This is a genomic window from Arthrobacter sp. fls2-241-R2A-172 (assembly GCF_030208885.1).
Classification (GTDB): Bacteria; Actinomycetota; Actinomycetes; order Actinomycetales; family Micrococcaceae; genus Arthrobacter.
Genome location: NZ_JARVTB010000003.1, coordinates 340,099 through 357,574 on the forward strand (window position 1 = coordinate 340,099; position 17,476 = coordinate 357,574).

Annotated in this window: 18 protein-coding genes; 15 read left to right on the plus strand and 3 right to left on the minus strand. The window is 64.1% G+C overall.

What is annotated here, in order from left to right; genetic code table 11:
• Positions 1–24 precede the first annotated feature (24 nt).
• The 14 genes from glyA (at position 25) to QRM57_RS07160 (ending at position 12,034) form a co-directional block, all read left to right on the plus strand.
• Positions 25–1,320, plus strand: a complete 1,296-nt coding sequence (glyA, locus tag QRM57_RS07095; protein ID WP_284986086.1) for a serine hydroxymethyltransferase — start codon at positions 25–27, stop codon at positions 1,318–1,320.
• 131 nt (positions 1,321–1,451) lie between these two features.
• Positions 1,452–2,345: a bifunctional methylenetetrahydrofolate dehydrogenase/methenyltetrahydrofolate cyclohydrolase gene (locus QRM57_RS07100; protein WP_257368745.1), complete on the plus strand. Its 894-nt coding sequence runs from the start codon at positions 1,452–1,454 to the stop codon at positions 2,343–2,345.
• Positions 2,346–2,461: 116 nt separating this feature from the next.
• Positions 2,462–3,640, plus strand: a complete 1,179-nt coding sequence (locus QRM57_RS07105; RefSeq protein ID WP_284986087.1) for a sensor histidine kinase — start codon at positions 2,462–2,464, stop codon at positions 3,638–3,640.
• A complete protein-coding gene (locus tag QRM57_RS07110; RefSeq protein WP_284986088.1) occupies positions 3,637–4,302 on the plus strand; it encodes a response regulator transcription factor in 666 nt (221 codons plus the stop codon). The genes QRM57_RS07105 and QRM57_RS07110 overlap by 4 nt, the downstream gene beginning before the upstream one ends.
• 150 nt (positions 4,303–4,452) lie before the next feature.
• Entirely contained in the window at positions 4,453–4,773 is a 321-nt protein-coding gene (locus QRM57_RS07115; RefSeq protein ID WP_235519214.1) for an SHOCT domain-containing protein, read from the plus strand.
• 161 nt (positions 4,774–4,934) lie between these two features.
• The gene (locus tag QRM57_RS07120; RefSeq protein ID WP_257368742.1) at positions 4,935–5,864 is read left to right on the plus strand and encodes an ABC transporter ATP-binding protein; all 930 of its coding nucleotides are present in this window, start codon (positions 4,935–4,937) and stop codon (positions 5,862–5,864) included.
• Positions 5,857–6,720: an ABC transporter permease gene (locus QRM57_RS07125; protein ID WP_502868626.1), complete on the plus strand. Its 864-nt coding sequence runs from the start codon at positions 5,857–5,859 to the stop codon at positions 6,718–6,720. The genes QRM57_RS07120 and QRM57_RS07125 overlap by 8 nt, the downstream gene beginning before the upstream one ends.
• Entirely contained in the window at positions 6,717–7,550 is an 834-nt protein-coding gene (locus tag QRM57_RS07130; protein ID WP_284986089.1) for an ABC transporter permease, read from the plus strand. The genes QRM57_RS07125 and QRM57_RS07130 overlap by 4 nt, the downstream gene beginning before the upstream one ends.
• Before the next feature lie 66 nt (positions 7,551–7,616).
• Entirely contained in the window at positions 7,617–8,183 is a 567-nt protein-coding gene (locus QRM57_RS07135; RefSeq protein WP_235519219.1) for a hypothetical protein, read from the plus strand.
• Positions 8,184–8,193: 10 nt separating this feature from the next.
• Positions 8,194–9,027: an exodeoxyribonuclease III gene (locus tag QRM57_RS07140; protein ID WP_235519220.1), complete on the plus strand. Its 834-nt coding sequence runs from the start codon at positions 8,194–8,196 to the stop codon at positions 9,025–9,027.
• A gap of 21 nt (positions 9,028–9,048) precedes the next feature.
• A complete protein-coding gene (gene trpS, locus QRM57_RS07145) occupies positions 9,049–10,161 on the plus strand; it encodes a tryptophan--tRNA ligase (protein ID WP_235519221.1) in 1,113 nt (370 codons plus the stop codon).
• A 4-nt stretch (positions 10,162–10,165) separates the two neighbouring features.
• Complete coding sequence (locus tag QRM57_RS07150; RefSeq protein WP_284986090.1) at positions 10,166–10,843, plus strand: 2'-5' RNA ligase family protein; 678 nt, start codon at positions 10,166–10,168, stop codon at positions 10,841–10,843.
• Positions 10,770–11,855: a YihY/virulence factor BrkB family protein gene (locus tag QRM57_RS07155; protein ID WP_284986091.1), complete on the plus strand. Its 1,086-nt coding sequence runs from the start codon at positions 10,770–10,772 to the stop codon at positions 11,853–11,855. The genes QRM57_RS07150 and QRM57_RS07155 overlap by 74 nt, the downstream gene beginning before the upstream one ends.
• A gap of 26 nt (positions 11,856–11,881) precedes the next feature.
• Positions 11,882–12,034, plus strand: a complete 153-nt coding sequence (locus QRM57_RS07160; RefSeq protein WP_235519229.1) for a DUF1269 domain-containing protein — start codon at positions 11,882–11,884, stop codon at positions 12,032–12,034.
• A 15-nt stretch (positions 12,035–12,049) separates the two neighbouring features.
• Here the strand turns inward: QRM57_RS07160 and QRM57_RS07165 are convergent, their stop codons facing one another.
• On the minus strand, positions 12,050–14,344 hold the full coding sequence (locus QRM57_RS07165; RefSeq protein WP_502868627.1) for a hypothetical protein: 2,295 nt from the start codon (positions 14,342–14,344) through the stop codon (positions 12,050–12,052).
• A complete protein-coding gene (locus QRM57_RS07170) occupies positions 14,253–15,179 on the minus strand; it encodes a glycoside hydrolase family 43 protein (protein WP_284986092.1) in 927 nt (308 codons plus the stop codon). Before QRM57_RS07170 ends, QRM57_RS07165 begins: the two co-directional genes overlap by 92 nt.
• A gap of 110 nt (positions 15,180–15,289) precedes the next feature.
• Here QRM57_RS07170 and QRM57_RS07175 point away from each other — a divergent pair, with 110 nt between their 5' ends.
• On the plus strand, positions 15,290–16,591 hold the full coding sequence (locus QRM57_RS07175) for an ABC transporter substrate-binding protein (RefSeq protein WP_284986093.1): 1,302 nt from the start codon (positions 15,290–15,292) through the stop codon (positions 16,589–16,591).
• 72 nt (positions 16,592–16,663) lie between these two features.
• Here QRM57_RS07175 and QRM57_RS07180 read toward each other — a convergent pair whose 3' ends face one another.
• The gene (locus QRM57_RS07180; RefSeq protein ID WP_257368738.1) at positions 16,664–17,431 is read right to left on the minus strand and encodes an alpha/beta hydrolase; all 768 of its coding nucleotides are present in this window, start codon (positions 17,429–17,431) and stop codon (positions 16,664–16,666) included.
• Positions 17,432–17,476: the final 45 nt, after the last annotated feature.

The following is a 17,476-nucleotide window of genomic DNA, read 5'->3' on the forward strand; positions in this document are numbered from 1 at the left end:
CCGTTGCCTAGCCAGGAGATCTCCGTGACTACCACAACCACTTCCGCGTCTGTCAGCAACCAGTCGCTCGCCGATCTCGATCCCGAGATCGCAGCAGTCCTCAACCAGGAGCTTGGCCGCCAGCGCGGCACCCTGGAAATGATTGCCTCTGAAAACTTCGCTCCCCGCGCCGTCATGGAGGCCCAGGGCTCTGTCCTGACCAACAAGTACGCCGAGGGCTACCCGGGCCGCCGCTACTACGGCGGTTGTGAATATGTCGACGTCGCTGAGCAGCTCGCCATCGACCGCGTCAAGGAACTCTTCGGCGCAGAGTACGCGAACGTCCAGCCGCACTCCGGTGCTCAGGCGAACGCCGCCGCCCTTTCGGCCATGATCACCCCGGGCGACAAGATCCTGGGCCTGTCCCTGGCTCACGGTGGACACCTGACCCACGGCATGAAGCTGAACTTCTCCGGCAAGCTCTACAACGTAGCGGCTTACCAGGTTGAAGAAGACAACTTCCGGATCGACATGGACAAGCTCCGTGAGCAGGCCATCGCCGAGAAGCCGCAGGTCATCATTGCCGGCTGGTCCGCGTACCCGCGCCACCTCGATTTCGCTGCTTTCCGCTCCATCGCCGACGAGGTTGGCGCGCTTCTCTGGACGGACATGGCGCACTTCGCCGGCCTCGTTGCAGCAGGACTGCACCCCAGCCCGGTGCCGTACTCCGACGTCGTCACCTCCACGGTCCACAAGACCCTGGCCGGCCCCCGGTCCGGTGTGATCCTGGGCAAGCAGGAGTGGGCCAAGAAGCTCAACTCCAGCGTCTTCCCGGGCCAGCAGGGCGGCCCGCTCATGCACGTGATCGCAGCCAAGGCTGTTGCGTTCAAGATCGCCGGCGGCGAGGAGTTCAAGGAGCGCCAGGAGCGCGTCCTCGAGGGCGCAAAGATCATCGCTGACCGCCTGAGCCAGTCCGATGTTGCCGAGGCCGGCGTCTCGGTGCTCACTGGCGGCACCGATGTGCACCTGGTCCTGGTTGACCTGCGCAACTCGCAGTTGGACGGCCAGCAGGCCGAAGACCTCCTGCACTCGGCTGGCATCACCGTGAACCGCAACTCTGTTCCGTTCGACCCCCGCCCGCCGATGGTCACCTCCGGCCTCCGCATCGGTACGCCCGCCCTGGCTACCCGCGGTTTCGGTGCCACTGAGTTCACCGAGGTTGCGGAGATCATCGCCACAGCGCTCAAGGCAGGCTCGGCTACGGACGTAGAAGCCCTCCAGGCCCGCGTCGACAAGCTCGCCGCCGATTTCCCGCTGTACCCGCAGCACGAGCAGTGGTAACCAGCCCCTTTAAGGCTGAACACGCATTACCCGGGCATTGAACCGGAGCCGACGGGATCCGCCGCCATATCTACGGCGGTGGGTCCCGTTGGCATGAGCCAACAGGTCACCCACCAGAAAGAGCAGATGGAATGACACAGTCCACCGCACAGATCCTCGACGGCAAGGCCACCGCCGCAGCCATCAAGGCAGAACTGACCACCCGCGTTTCCGTCCTCGCTGCCAAGGGAATTGTTCCGGGCCTGGGCACCATCCTGGTGGGTTCCGACCCCGGCAGCACCTGGTATGTGGGCGGCAAGCACAAGGACTGCGCCGAGGTTGGCATCCAGTCCATCCGCCGCGACCTTCCTGAGGACATCTCCCAGGAGGACCTGCTGGAGGTTGTCCGCGAGCTCAACGACAACCCGGAATGCACCGGTTACATCGTCCAGCTTCCGCTGCCCAAGCACATCGACCAGGACGTCATCCTCGAGGCCATGGATCCGGACAAGGACGCCGACGGCCTGCACCCCATGAACCTTGGCCGCCTGGTGGCCAACGTCAACGGCGAGATGAAGTCCCCGCTGCCTTGTACCCCCAAGGGCTGTGTGGAACTGCTGCGCCGCCACAACATCGAGCTCAAGGGCAAGCGCGTCCTGGTGGTCGGCCGCGGTGTCACCATCGGCCGCCCGATCGGTTTGCTGCTTACCCGCAAGGAAGTCAACGCAACCGTCATCCTCGCCCACACCGGGACAGTGGACCTGCCCGCTGAAATCAAGCAGGCCGACGTCGTGATTGCTGCCGCCGGTGTGCCGCACATGATCAAGGCCGAAGACCTTAAGCCGGGCGCAATAGTGCTCGACGTCGGCGTCAGCCGCGTGGACGACGGCAACGGCAAGGCTGTTGTCACCGGAGACGTGGACCCGGCAGCTGCCGACGTCGCGGCCTGGTTGTCCCCGAACCCGGGCGGCGTGGGCCCGATGACCCGGGCCATGCTCCTCGCCAACGTGGTGGAGAGCGCCGAACGCCAGGCCGGAATCGCCTAAGGTTCCGCGAGCACAGCGTTCCCGCGAACACAGCAGGGCGCCTACTCCCCACGGAGTAGGCGCCCTGCTCCGTTAACCCGACGACGCCGCACAACAACCACGGCTAGGCTCTGAGTATGCAGCCCCGTTCCCCTGAGCCCACACGGCGTCCGGGGCCACCGCCCATCGCAGGCCCCCGCCGTTTCGCAGGCCCGCCCACAAGTTTCATTGTCATCACGGTCGCTGTGGTCCAGGTTGTGGGGACGCTGTTTTCCGCAGGCCACCAGGATGCGCCCCGGCCTTTGGACGGGCTGGCGATCCTGCTGCTCCTGGCTGGCCCGGCCGGGTTGGCCCTCCGGAAACGCGCTCCCCAGGTGATGCTTCCGCTCGCTCTCGTCGCCACAGGGGCCTATTTGGTGTTGGGTTACGCCTGGGGGCCCATCGTGTTGTCCTTGGCGCTGGCAATCGTGCTCACGGCAGCTGCCGGACTGCGGTGGCAGGCGTGGGCAGGTGCCGCAATCGCGGCTGCGGCGGTCATCGCCGGGTCGGCAATGACCGGCGACGAGAACTGGGCGGTGCGTGCCTCCGCGGGCGTCGCGTGGGCCGTGATCCTGGTCCTGTTGGGGCAGGGCTTCCGACGGCGGAGCGAACGGTTCGCCGAATATCGTCGTCGCCGCGAGGAAGCGCAGAAGGCGGAACGCGACGAGTACAGGCTCACCCTGGCCCGGGATATCCACGATGTCGTGGCCCATTCCCTTTCCATGATCAACGTCCAAGCATCCGTGGCCCTTCACGTCGGTGCTGATGATCCGGAAAAGCTCAGGCCTGCCCTCGAAGCCATCAAGGCCGCCAGTAAAGAGTCACTCACCGAGGTACGCCAGCTCCTGGGCGTGCTGCGCGAGGACGTCCCGCTGGCTCCCGCCGCACGGCCCACGTTGGCCCGTGTCCCCGAGTTGGTGCGAAACGCGCAGGTCGGTGGTCTTCGGGTCACGTTGGAGGACAATGCCGACCACCCAGGTGTTGGCCCCGCCCAGCAGGAAGCCGCCTACCGGATCATCCAGGAAGCACTCACCAACGTCGGCAGGCACTCAGGCGCCCGGTCCGCCGTCGTACGCATTGCCCAAACCGACAGGGAGCTGGAGGTGACCATTGACGACGACGGCGCGGGCATGGGTGGCGCGCTCCCCGGCAACGGCCTCACGGGCATGCGTGAGAGGGCGGTCGCCTTAGGCGGCTCGTTCACGCTTCACAGCCTTGAGCCGGGCTTGCGAGTCCAAGCGACCTTGCCGACACATCACGAAGGAACCCGCCCATGATCCGCATCCTCCTGGCCGACGACCAGACCCTCATCCGGGCGGGCTTCCGGGCGCTCCTGGATGCCGAACCGGACATGGAGGTGGTGGGTGAGGCAGGCACCGGCCGCGAGGCTGTCCGCGCCGCGGCCCGGGACAGGCCCGACGTCATCCTCATGGACATCCGCATGCCGGACGACGACGGCCTCACCGCCACCCGCACAATCCTGGGCGATCCTGCCATGGCCGGCACGCGCATCATCATCCTCACCACCTTCGAGCTGGATGAGTACATTGCCGAAGCCGTGCGGGTCGGCGCCGCAGGCTTCCTGGTCAAGGACACGGAACCGGCTGAGCTCATCCGGGCCGTCCGGGTGGTGCACGATGGAGACGCGCTGCTCTCCCCGTCGGTGACCCGGCGGATCATGGCCCAGTTGGCGTCCCAAAGCCGCGCTGCCGGCAAGGTGGTCCCGCTGGACCAGGTGACCGAGCGCGAACGCGAGGTCCTGGCCCTGGTGGGCGAGGGCCTGAACAACGCCGAAATCGCCGAACGACTCTTCATCACACCGCTCACCGCCAAGACCCATGTTTCGCGCATCATGACCAAGCTGATGGTCCGCGACAGGTCCCAGCTGGTAGTCCTTGCCTACGAATCAGGCCTGGTGAAACCGGGCTGGAGCAGCTGACCCCCTGGCGGGACTCCGCCGGGAGTAGGCGGCCGCGGCAAGGTGACTCCCGACGGCGGACGCCCCACCTGCCGCTCCCGGGCAGACTCGAACCAGAGCCGAAAGACGGTTCACGCCGGGCACCGGCGACGCAGAGTTTGGATCAAACACATGTTCACCGCATTGACGTCAATCGTCGGGGAGACCACCACGCTTGGGGGAGCGGTGGCACAGTTGCCAGCCGCCGTCGCCACCCACGGACCGTGGGGCGACGGACCGTTCTGGCCGTTCTTCATCATCTTCCCGCTGTTCTGGATCATCGTGATCGGCCTGTTCATCTTTGTGGGCCGGCGTACGTGGCGCCGCAACCACCACTGGGCCGCAACCCAAGGCGCCGAGGGGGTCCTGCGGGAGCGCTACGCCCGCGGCGAGATCGATGAGACCGAGTTCCGCCAGCGGCTGGAGGTGTTGCGCTCGCAGCCGGGCAGTTGACCAGCCGGCAAACTGAAACGAGAGGGCTCTTGCAGGAATATCTGCAAGAGCCCTTTCACATATTCCCTGGCGCTACTAGTCTGCTGAGGGTGCACAATGAAGCCATCCGCTCCTCGACACAGTCCCTGACACCATCAGAATCGTCGCGAACCAACCCCGACATGAACCCGCAAACCGTCATCAGCGCCCGGAACCTCACCAAGGCCTATGGTGACCTCACCGCCGTGGACAACATCTCCTTCGACGTACCCGCGGGGGAGTCCTTCGGCCTTCTGGGGCCCAACGGTGCCGGGAAGTCCACAACCATGAAGATGATCGGCGGCGTCTCCCAGCGCACCTCCGGATCGCTCAACATCATGGGCCTGGACCCCGAGTCCCATGGCCCGGAGGTGAGGGCGCACCTGGGCGTGGTCCCACAGCAAGACAACCTGGACGAGGAACTACGGGTCCGCGAAAACCTGATCGTGTACGGGCGCTACTTCGGGCTCCCGTTGAGCTACCTGCGGCCCAAAGCCGACGAGCTCCTGGAATTCGCGCAGCTGACGGACAAAGCCAACTCCAAGGTGGATGCACTGTCCGGTGGCATGAAGAGGCGGCTCACCATCGCGCGGTCGCTCATCAACGAGCCACGGATCCTCCTCCTCGATGAGCCCACCACAGGCCTTGACCCGCAGGCCCGCCACATCCTTTGGGACAGGCTTTTCCGGCTCAAGGAGAGTGGAGTGACGCTGATCCTCACCACGCACTACATGGACGAGGCCGAGCAACTCTGCGACCGGCTGATCGTCGTGGACAAGGGGCGGATCATGGCCGAAGGGTCGCCGGCCAACCTGATCCGCGAGCACTCCTCGCGCGAAGTACTCGAACTCAGGTTCGGGTCCGAGCGGAACGCAACAATCGGCGTCGAACTCCAAGGCATCGGTGAGCGGCTGGAGACGCTGCCCGACCGCGTGCTCATCTACGCGCACGACGGCGAGGCCGCGTTGGAGCAGGTCACGTCGCGTGGGCTGCGGCCCATGACGTCGCTGGTGCGCCGTTCATCGCTGGAGGACGTGTTCCTGCGGCTGACCGGAAGGAGCCTTGTTGACTGACTCACCGGGTAAACCGATCACGACGGCGGCGCAGCCGTTGCGGGCCCACTCACCTGAGGTTTCGGCTGCCAGGGCACGACGCTGGGGTTCCTTCTTCTATGCGGAACAGGTTCTGCGCGTCATGCGCAATTACGGCTGGTCCGTGGTCCTTTACAGCGTAGGCCAGCCGGTGGCGTACCTGTTCGCCATGGGGGTTGGGCTCGCCAGCTTGGTGGACGCGAACAGCGAGGCAGCGTTCGGCGGCGTCAGCTACCTGGAGTTCGTGGCTCCGGCCCTGCTGGTTTCCGCAGCGGTGATGACGGCGTCGGGAGAGTTCTCGTACCCCATCATGGACGGCTTCAAATGGCGCCGGGTGTTCTACGGTCCGCATGCTTCACCGTTGATACCGCAGCAGATCGCCAGTGGCCACATCATGGCCAGCACGGTCCGGTTCCTGCTGCAGTCGGTGGTCTACTTCGTGGTGGTGGCCTTGTTCGGTGCCGCACCGGGCCCGTTGGGTTGGGTGTCGGCCCTTGTTGCCACAGTGTCTGCATTGTCTTTTGGGCTGCCGTTGATGGCCTACGCCGCGAGCATCACCCAGGACAAGGGGCAGTTCGCCTTGGTCCAGCGGTTCATCGTGATGCCGTTGTTCCTGTTCTCCGGTACCTTCTTCCCGCTTGATATCTTGCCGCTGGCGGTCCGCTGGATCGGATGGATCTCGCCTGTTTGGCACGGAACGGAGTTGGGCAGGGTCTTCACTTACGGCATGGACCAGGATCCGTTGCTGACCATCACGCACGTGGTGTTCCTGCTGGCGACGGCCATCATTGGATGGGTCCTTGTCCGGCGCCAATTCGTGAAAAGGATGGGCTCATGAGTGTCCTTACCGGTGGCCACAGCGCCACGGACCTTGCCCGCGAGAGGAAGTTCGGCTCGCTCTACTCCCGCAACGCCCGGGCCGTTGTGGGACGCGGGCTCATGGCGGCCAAGTCGAGCACTTGGCTGGTGATGGTGTCCGGGTTCTTCGAGCCGGTGCTGTTCCTGCTGGCCATGGGCGTGGGGATGGGTTCCATTGTGGGTACCGTGCAGGGCCCGGGAGGCGGAGAGATCAGCTACGCGGCGTACATTGCGCCCGCCCTGCTGGCGGTCTCGGCCATGAACGGGGCCATCTACGATTCCACCTGGAACGTGTTCTTCAAGATGAACTTCGCCAAGCTCTACCAAGGGATGCTCTACACATCGCTGGGGCCGCTCGACGTTGCCATCGGCGAGATCTTCCTGGCCCTGCTGCGGGGCCTGCTGTACGCCACCGGATTCACGGCCGTCATGGGGGTCATGGGGCTGCTGACCAGTTGGTGGGCAATCCTGGTCATCCCGGCATCGGTGTTGATCGCTTTTGGCTTTGCGAGCTTCGGCATGGGTATTACCAGTTTCATGAAGACCTTCCAGCAGATGGACTGGATCAACTTCTTCCTGCTGCCCATGTTCTTGTTCAGTGCCACGTTCTACCCGCTGAACGTCTACCCGCAGGTCATCCAGTGGTTCATCCAAGCCATGCCCCTGTGGCACGGCGTGGAGTTGCTGCGGCAGATCAGCGTGGGCTCGTTCAGCCCTGCCACGGCCATCCACGTGGGGTATTACGTGGTGATGATCGGGCTCGGGATCATGTTGACCACCGGACGGCTGCGCCAACTGTTCCTCAAATGACGCCTCTGTGTTCGCCGTCCGTGGAAGCCGGCACAGGCACCATGGGTCTTTTGAGAGAATAGAGCCATGCAATCTCTCGGTGACCCGCGCCCGTCCACGTCCCCCGCCGGCAAAGGCATGTTCAAGGGCTTCCGCATCGGCGGCCTGGGGATGACTGTCGTCATCATCGCCTTCCTGGTGGCCGTCATCTTCGCGGCCAACAAGAACGACGTGGTGGGCTGGGTCGTCGCCGCAGTGGCCTTCGGCTGGCTGGCTCTGGCCACCTTCGTAGTCCTGAGCATTCGCAAGGCCGCGCAGCGGGCCGGGGCGAAGCTGAGCGAAGCGCAAGCGGCATTCAACTCCGCAACCGGCCGCGCGCCGTCGTCGGGTGTTGCTGACAATGGCGGCACCCGCGTGGTCGCTGAACGCAGCCAGGCAGACGAAGTCCGCGACCTCAAGTTGGACCACTCCTTCAAGATCGTCCAGGTGCAGGTGCGTGTGGTGGACGAGGAACGCGCCAAGGGAGCCGCTGCGGACCAGGACACCATCAACCGGGCACTGGAAACCATCGCCATCACGGCCACCAACGCCCGGGACATGATCAAGTCCCCAGGTGGCTCGGAGGAGCCCGTAGCCGGAACCATCATCGACTAGAGTGGACCGGGTGAGTACGGCATTGAAGAAGGATTTCCTTCGCATCGCATCAGTCAACGTCAATGGCCTGCGGGCTGCCTACAAGAACGGCATGGCGGAATGGCTGGAGCCCCGCGAGGTTGACATCCTGTGCTTGCAGGAAGTGCGGGCCCCTGATGACATCGTCAGGAAGCTGATCGGCGAGGGGTGGCACATCCTCCACACCGAGGCTGAAGCCAAGGGCCGGGCCGGAGTAGCCATCGCCTCCCGCCAGGAGCCCACAGCTACCCGCATCGGGATCGGCGACTCCTATTTCGATACCTCAGGCCGTTGGGTCGAGGCGGATTACACCGTGCAGACCGCTGCCGGCGACTTCACCACTCTTTCCGTCGTCAGCGCCTACGTGCACTCCGGCGAAGTGGGGACGCCCAAGCAGGACGACAAATTCCGTTTCCTGGATGCCATGGCCGTCAGGCTGCCCGAGCTCGCCAAGCACAGCGATCATGCCTTGGTGGTTGGCGACCTCAACGTCGGACACACAGAACTCGACATCAAGAACTGGAAGGGCAACGTCAAGCGTGCCGGCTTCCTCCCCGAGGAGCGGGCATACTTCGACCGCTTCCTCGGCGAAGAGATCGGATGGAGGGATGTCCACAGGGGCCTGGCAGGAAATGTCGCCGGCCCCTACACCTGGTGGTCCCAGCGCGGTAAGGCCTTTGACACTGACACTGGCTGGCGCATCGACTACCACCTGGCCACCCCGGGCCTTGCAGCAGCCGCTTTCTCGGCCGTTGTTGACCGGGCGCCTTCGTGGGACACCCGCTTCTCTGACCACGCACCGCTGGTAGTCGACTACCGGCTCTGAGCTTCCGAAGGTATTTTCTCCATGACCAGTTCCATCACGACTGAAACCGGCACCGCCGCCACAGAACGCGCCGCAGCGTCCACCAAGCTGGCCGTCGGCGCCAAGCACCGCGTTCTCTCAGGCATGCAGCCGTCCGCTGACTCCCTGCACCTGGGCAACTATCTGGGTGCCTTGGTCAACTGGGTCCGGATGCAGGACGAGTACGACGCCGTGTTCTTCATTCCGGATCTCCACGCCATCACCGTGCCGCAGGATCCGGCCGAGCTGGCCCGCCGCACCCGTGTTACGGCCGCGCAGTACATTGCAGGCGGCGTGGACGTGGACAAGTGCACGTTGTTCGTCCAGTCCCAGGTTCCCGAGCACGCCCAGCTGGCCTGGGTCCTGAACTGCATCACGGGCATGGGTGAAGCCGCCCGCATGACCCAGTTCAAGGACAAGGCACAAAAGCAGGGCTCGGACCACGCGAGCGTTGGCCTGTTCACGTATCCCATCCTGCAGGCCGCGGACATCCTGCTTTACCAGCCGCACGGCGTGCCCGTCGGTGAAGACCAGCGCCAGCATGTGGAGCTGAGCCGCGACCTCGCGAACCGCTTCAACAGCCGGTTTGGCGAGACGTTCCAGGTGCCCGAAGCCTTCATCCAGAAGGAATCGGCCAAAATCTACGACCTCCAGAACCCCACGGCCAAGATGTCCAAGTCCGCCGAATCACCGGCCGGGCTGATCAACCTCCTGGACGATCCCAAGACAGTGGCCAAGCGCATCAAGTCCGCTGTCACGGATACCGAAACCGAGATCCGCTACGACCGCGAAAACAAGCCTGGTGTTTCCAACCTGCTGACCATCTACTCGGCCATCAGCGGCACACCCGTGGAAAAGATCGTGGCCGACTACCAGGGCAAGATGTACGGCCACCTCAAGGTGGACCTCGCCGAGCTCGTCTCCACCCACCTCGCACCCATCCGGGAACGGGCCAACGAGCTCCTGGCGGACCCGGCAGAACTGGACCGCCTGTTGGCCCTCGGCGCGGACAAGGCCCGCGGGATCGCCTCAGCCACCCTGGCCGATGTCTATTCCAAGGTCGGCTTCCTGCCGTACCGCGGAGACGCCGTACACGGCGAGCAGGGAGTCCGCTAAGCCCATGTGCTCTGCTGGCCAGCTCAACGTCGAGACCGACGCCCGGAAGGGTGTCGGTCCGGACGATTCTCGCCAGCCGGCTGTCACCGGCGCCGATTGTGGTGCCGGTGACACCATGTGCGTGGGCGTGATTCTCGGCTTCCCGCCTGAGATCGCCCAAGAGCTCCAGGAATGGCGGGCATCGTTCGGTGATCCCATGGCGGCTGTCATTCCTGCGCACATCACCCTGATCACCACTACGCCCACCCAGGACTGGGCAGCAACCCGCGAGCATGTGCGGGCGGTCGCCAAAACGCAGGAACCGTTCAACATCACCATCTCGGGTACTGGTTCCTTCCGGCCCGTCTCGCCCGTGGTGTTCGTCAACGTCGAAGAGGGCTTTGAGGAGTGCGTGCAGCTGCACGAGAAGCTGCAAAGCGGCCCGCTTGAGCGGATGCTTCCCTTCCCGTACCACCCGCACGTCACGGTGGCCCACGACGTCGCCCAGAAGAACCTTGATGAGGCCGAAACGGTGCTCAGGGATTACCGGGCGACGTTCCCAGTGGTTAGCATGGGACTTTACGAGCACGACACCAATGGAATATGGCAGCTACGGGAAGAGCTCGACTTTGGCGGCGATACTGACGAGGAACAGCAAGCGGATCCAGGCCACGGCGGCGGACGCTCCTCCGCTGCCAACTGAGCTGACCAAGCTCAAACTGGAGCTTCTGCATAAACGGCAGGAATTAGGCCACGCCAAGCGCTCCGGCGCGGGCTTCCCGGCCAGGGCAGGTGCATTCTTCGCCGTTTTCATGGCCAGGCTGAACACCAACCGCGCCATGCGCTCGTTCCAGCATTACTCGCGGCAGCACGGGCCTTTGCTCAGCGCGGGCATTGGCTTCAACATGTTCTTTTCGGTGACAGGTCTCCTCACTACCGGTTTCGCGATCGCCGGAATCGTCCTGGGCGGCAATCCGGTCCTCGAAGACGCCGTCATCAGCAGCGTGGCCGCCGCCGCTCCAGGGCTCCTGCAGGTCGACGGCGGTAAAGGGCTGGTGGATCCACAGACGCTGCTCAACCCGTCCGGGCTGGGGTGGACGGCGCTCATCGCGGCGGCGGTCACCATTTTCACGTCCCTGGGTTGGATTGCCAGCGTCAGGGAAGGTCTTCGGGGGGTTTTGAACGCTGGCCCCCTGGTGCGAAATGTGCTCCTGCAGAAGGCCATCGACGCCGGTACGCTCCTGCTCCTCGGCGTCATCCTGGTGATCAGCGCCGGAGCCTCGCTGATCTTTGGAACCGCGGCGGACTGGTTCATCGGCTTGCTGAAGCTAAACGAGGAGGTGGCAGCGCCCATCGCCGCCACTGTCAAGATCGTGGTTCCGCTCCTTTTGAACTGCGCGACGGCGGCAGTACTGTTCCGTGTCGCCGCTGGCCTGAAGTTGGGGCGCCAGGCCTTCCTCGAAGGGGTGGCGCTGGCCGGGGTCGGAACCACCGTCCTCCAGTTCTTCAGCACCGAGCTCCTCGCCCGGTCCGGGAACAATCCCGTCCTGGCGTCGTTCGCCATCATCATCGGCCTGCTGATCTGGTTCAACCTGGTGAGCCAGGTTTACCTTGTTTCGGCGTCGTGGGCGGCGATCCGCGAGGCTGATGCCGAATCGGGGGAGGGGCCCCGCAAGAAGGTCCTCGGTTCGCGCCGCGTAGCGCCCCGTACCTGACTCTTTTCTGGCCCCGGGAGGCGCGTATGAACAACCAGCTGTGGATCGCCTGTCTCGTCGGTGCTGCGGCAGGTCTCGTCGTTGGGCAGCTGATCTTCAACTCACCCTTCCTGGGCATCCTCATCGGTGTGGGGCTGGGGGCTCTCGTGGGTGCCGCCGTGGGTCCCCGCCGCAACTAAAAGCAACGCGGGAGGCTACGGGGCCTTGGCCAGCCCCTCCCACTTCACGGTCCAGTCCGAAGGGAATCCCGGGGCGTGCTGCTCAGGTCCGTTGTCCCAACCCGCTGCCATCAAAGCGACTGCAGCCAACAATCCGCCGTTGCCGGGAAGATACAACGGCAGGGAGTCGGTTTGGCGGTTGTGTCCATTGGCGAGGAACGTGTTCTTCCCGGCGTCCAGCAGGAGTGCGTCCACCGCAGCTTCCGGGTCCTCCAGCCGCGCAGCCGTCATGGCCATCACGGGGTAGTCCCAGCCCCACGTGCTGCCCCAATCCCAGTCGGCAAGCACAGCCGTCAGGGTTGCCCGCATGGTCGCTGGATCAATCACGTCCGTCTGCGGGAGGACGCCGAGTGCGCACAACATGGAGGGGTGGTCGGTGCGGATGGTGAACGGCTCGACGTCGATGGCCGCGTACACGTCGTCGATCACCCGTGGCTTGACCATGCCTTCCGCTACCACCGACCATTCCTCCACCGGTTCCAGGCCCAACCTCTCCCGCCAAGCGGCAGCCGTTCTGAGCCCCCACTGCCAGTACGCCAACTCGAAGGTGGGGTTGGCGACCGTAGCCCTGATGGAGCCGTAGCTTTCCTGGGCCGGCACGAGTGGAGGACCCAATTCAAAGCCGCGGGACGTGGGATGCGCGAAGCTGGCCATGAAGGCGGCCGACTCGAAAACAATCTCCTCGAACTCCTCCAGCACCTCGCGGCTGGGGTTGGCCCTATACACCAGCTCTGCGAGATAAATCGGGTGTGGCTGCTGCCAGATGAGGAAGGTGCCAATGGTGCTGGGGCTTTCCCGGCCGTCCGGACCCACCTGCTTGGGCCATCGCACGCCGTCCAAACCCTGTGCCTTGGCGGTCTGCCGAGCGCTGTCCAGGACTGTGGAGTACCACCGCAGGGACGGCAGGAGCAGCTCCACCCGGTTCCAGTGCGCGAAATGCGCGGCATGCCACCAATGCATTTCCAGGTGGAAGCGGCCACGCCACGAGTTGCACACCAGCCCTGTTTCCTGCGGAGGCAAGGAACCAGCGCAGTTGACCGCTGTCAGGTATTGCGACAACACAATCCTGCGTTCCAGTTCCTTCGCCCGGGGATCGTCCGTGGCCTCCAGTTCCAAGGCGCCGCCGGAGGACCAGAACTGCGGCCAATACTGCGCGGAGGCAGCGATGACGATTCCAGCAGTTGAAAGCACGACGCCGTATCCCGCCGCCGCTTGGAGGCCGGGCTGGGGTGCCGCTGGGGTTGAGCGGATAGAGCCACGTGGAATGCAGTCGCCGTCTCCGGAAGGGGTGAAAAAGACGGCGAAGTCCAGCACGTCTGGAGCTCCCGGATCCCTGTCCTCCGCGGACACACGGATAGTGTGTTGCCCTGTCTGTTCAACTCCCAGGCGTTGCCCGGTGATCAACGCCTGGTACCGGGAGTTGTCCAGTGCACGGAAGACCGGCCAAGCGGTTGTCCCTTGGTCATCGGCAGAGGACATGGGCACGCCCACAACGGTGGAATGTGCGTCCGGCCTGGTCCAGTCAGCGGCGTCATGCCAAGCTTCGGAACCGTAAGGGAAGTCCACGCCTATTACCAGGCCGGACCGGAGGGCGGGCGACTCAATGCGGAAGGCGACTTCGTCGCGGTACGGGTGGCACGCCGTCGTGATTTTGACGGGGTAACCGGCCAGTGTGAAGCGACTGGTCACCACGCCTGTCCACAGGTCCAGCGTTTGCTCGGCGTCTGTGATGTCCGCCTGGTCCAGCGGGCGTTCAGTGCCGTGATCCAGCCAGCGCAGTCCGATGCGGCCCAAGTCCAACCGGTGTGCGTTGGCCCGCAACCAGTTTTCTGCTTCTGACGTGCCTGTTTCCCGGTCGTTGACGATGTCGCCCACCATGTCCACGTAGGGGACAGGACCCCGTGGTGAGTCATACATGACGGTGGAACCTGCAAGGTCGTGCGTCTGCTCGGAGGGAACGGAGTGCCAGCCCCACTGCGCTTGGGTCCCCAGCAGGGTCCCCGGTGGCAGCTCGTCGCGTGCGCCAACGGGATAGGCGCCCGGAAACGACTGCAAGCCGGTCAGGTCCATGGTGAAGGCGAATTCGCCGTTGCCGACGGATACAGGGCTGCGCGGGTCGAGCTGGTGCTGCCGGACGTTGTGGCGCCGGACGAGTTTCTCGCGGTCGATGGGTTTGTTGTTACGCACGGTGCGGATCCCGTTCCTGGGTTGCTGGTTGGAGGACAACGGTGTCTTCAAGCTCCCGCAGTGGGAAGAATGCGGCCCGCTCATACGGAGTCTTGTTGGGTTGGTGGAGGGTAAGGAACAAGCCGCCGTCGAGCCTGCGGCCGATCATGCCGTGGCCGCCGTCGGTGTTCCACAGTGGTTCTTCCTCCTGGATCCACGGGCCAAGCACAGTCCCGGAGGTGCTGCGCGCTATGCCCATGGCATAGCCGTTGTCACCGAAGCTGGACCAAAGCATGATCAGTTTGCCGCTGCTGAGCCGGAATAAGAACGGGCCATCGGTGACATGGACAGGAAACTCCCGGTCCTTTGCGGACGGAACATCCAAGGCCCGGGACCATGGCGCTTCCGAGGCGCTGAAAAGGAACACCGGCACGCCCTCGGCGGTCCGCAGGTCCGGGCTGAGGCGCTGGGCCATCATGGCGCCGTCATGCACCTGCTTCCATTCGTGGCAGAAGACCATCCACGGCGTCCCTTGCTGGTCCACGTGTAGGGTCCCGTCCAGGCACTGCCAGTTTGCCGGAGTGAGCGGACCGTCGCTCCACGGTTCGAACGGTCCTTCCGGCGCTTCCGCGGCAAGAACCTGGGTTCCACGGAGCCGGCCGGGTGCAATGAATGTGGCAAACATGAAGAACCGGCCTTGATACTGGTGCACTTCGGGAGCCCAGTACTGTTCTTGGCTCCAGAATCCGGGGGACGGGCGGAAGGCTGCCACTGGTCCCTCCCAGTGGATCAGGTCACGGCTCCCGTAGCAATCGAAACCCGTTGCCTGGCCGGACCAGATGTTCCGGTCGGTACTGCCAAAGAGCAGATACCGCCCGGAGGCGGGCAGTGTTAGTACGAATGGATCCCTGATTTGGATGTCATCCAAGCTGTGCGACACGGTGGTTTCCTCTGCTGCAGATATAGTTCATGCCCCAAACTATTGACGAATATACACCGCCTTGATACGTTTCAGGAACCGTTTTCTTGAGTCTGAAAGAAGCTTACCCAATGGCGCGTAAATCTCTCCGTATCATCCGAAAATCCATCGCCTTCGTCGCCGCTCTCGGCCTGATGGGCCTCACTGCGGCCTGCTCCAGCCCGTCCTCAAACCAGCCGGAGAACGGCCCAGTGGAAATCAGGTTCTCCTGGTGGGGCAACGCAACCCGGGCGGACATCACCAGCAAAGCCATCAAGGAGTTCGAGGCCGCAAACCCCAACATCAAGGTGAAGCCCGAATACGGCGATATCAGCGGTTACTTCGACAAGCTCGCAACCCAGGTAGCTGCAAACGACGCTCCCGACGTCATTACCATGGGTGGAGCGTACCCCGCCGAATACGCAAACAGGGGAGCGCTGCTGGACCTTTCCAAGGTCAAGGATTCCCTGGACCTCTCTAAACTGGACCCGGGTGCCCTGGAGAATGGCCAGGTCAAGGGCGCGCAGTACGGGGTGTCCACCGGCGCGAACGCACTGGCAATTGTGGCTAACCCCGCCGTGTTCCAGGCGGCCGGCGTGGAACTTCCCGACGACACCTCATGGACCTGGGACGATTTCGCCAAGACCGCGAAGGACATTACCGATAAGAGCCCGAAGGGAACCTACGGTACAGCCACCGTCCTGACCCACGATTCACTGGACGCCTTCGCTCGGCAGCGCGGCAAGTCGCTTTACACGCAGGACGGACAGCTTGGCTTGGACAAGGACACGGTTCAGGCCTACTTCGATTATTCGTTGAAACTCAGCGAAACCGGTGCGGCCCCCAGCGCATCGGAGACCGTTGAGAAACTCAATGTCAGCACCGAGCAGACGCTCATGGGCATGGGGCAGGCCGGGATGATGCTCACTTGGAGCAATTCGCTGACTGCGCTGAGCAAAGCCTCCGGTGCCGAGCTGAAACTCCTCAAGCTGCCGGGTGAGACGCCCACTCCCGGCATCTGGCTTCAGTCCTCGCAGTTCTACACCATCTCGGCCCGCAGCAAGCACACTGATGCAGCAGCCAAACTGGTCAATTTTCTGGTCAACAACGAGGCCGCGGCTAAGATCGTTCAAAGCGACCGCGGTGTGCCCAGCAATGCCGGCATGCGTACCGCCATTCAGGATCTCCTGACGCCACAGGGCAAGACCGAGGCAGCGTACATCGACCAGATCGGCAAGATGGAGTTCGCGCCGACGTTCATCGGTCCCACTGGTTCAACGGCGGTCTCCGAGATCACGGCCCGCATCAACACCGATGTCCTGTTCAAGCGGCTCACTCCCGAGAAGGCTGCGGAACAGTGGCTCAGCGAAAGCAAAGCCGCCATCGGCAAGTAGCCAAGAGCAACGCGGGGTCACTTTTGGCCCGTCCAGGGGTGGAACATGGGCCACAAGTGACCCCGCGTTGCTTTAGGAGACTTCCAGGTAGGGGTCGGCCCACGCGGCAATGATTCGTGCAACCCGTGCTGCTTGGCCCTTCCCGGTGAGCAGGTGTTCGCTGCCCTCCAGGGAAATGAAGCTGCGGGGGTGCCGGGCGGTGCGGAAAATCTCGCTGGCGTTATCGATCCCCACCGTGTTGTCGGTGGGGGAGTGCATCACCATGAGCGGCTTGTGGAGGGTCCGGATGCAGTCGCGCAGGTCGGCCCGCTCCACGTCCTCCACGAAGTGCCTGCGGACCTCCATGGGCCGTCCGCCCAGATCCACCACGGCACTGCCATCGCGCAGGATCGATTCGATCTCGGCGTCGAACATGTGCTCGACGTGCTTGGGCTCGTAGGGGGCACCAACGGTCACCACTGCGTTGAGCCCGGGGATATCGCGGGCCGCGGCCAGGACAGCGGCACCGCCGAAGGAGTGGCCTACCAGCAACGAAATCGAGCGGCCCTGTTCGCGCATGAACCCGGCGGCCAGGATCGTGTCAGCCACCTTGACGCTGAACGAGCCCGCAGACCACTCTCCCTCGGATCCACCCAGGCCAAGGTTGTCGAAGCGCAGCATCCCGATTCCCTGCTCAGCAAGGCCCTTGCAGATGCGCGAGGCGGCGGGGCTGTCCTTGCCAAGGGTCAGGCCGTGCGAGTACAGGCCCCAACCGCGGACGGGTCCCTCAGGGACATCCACGATGCCGGCCAGCGTGTCGCCGGTGCTTCCGGTGAAACTGATCTTCTCAGAGCGTGACACGCTGGTCTCCTTGTGGTGCGATAACCGGTTTGCTGACGGTGATTA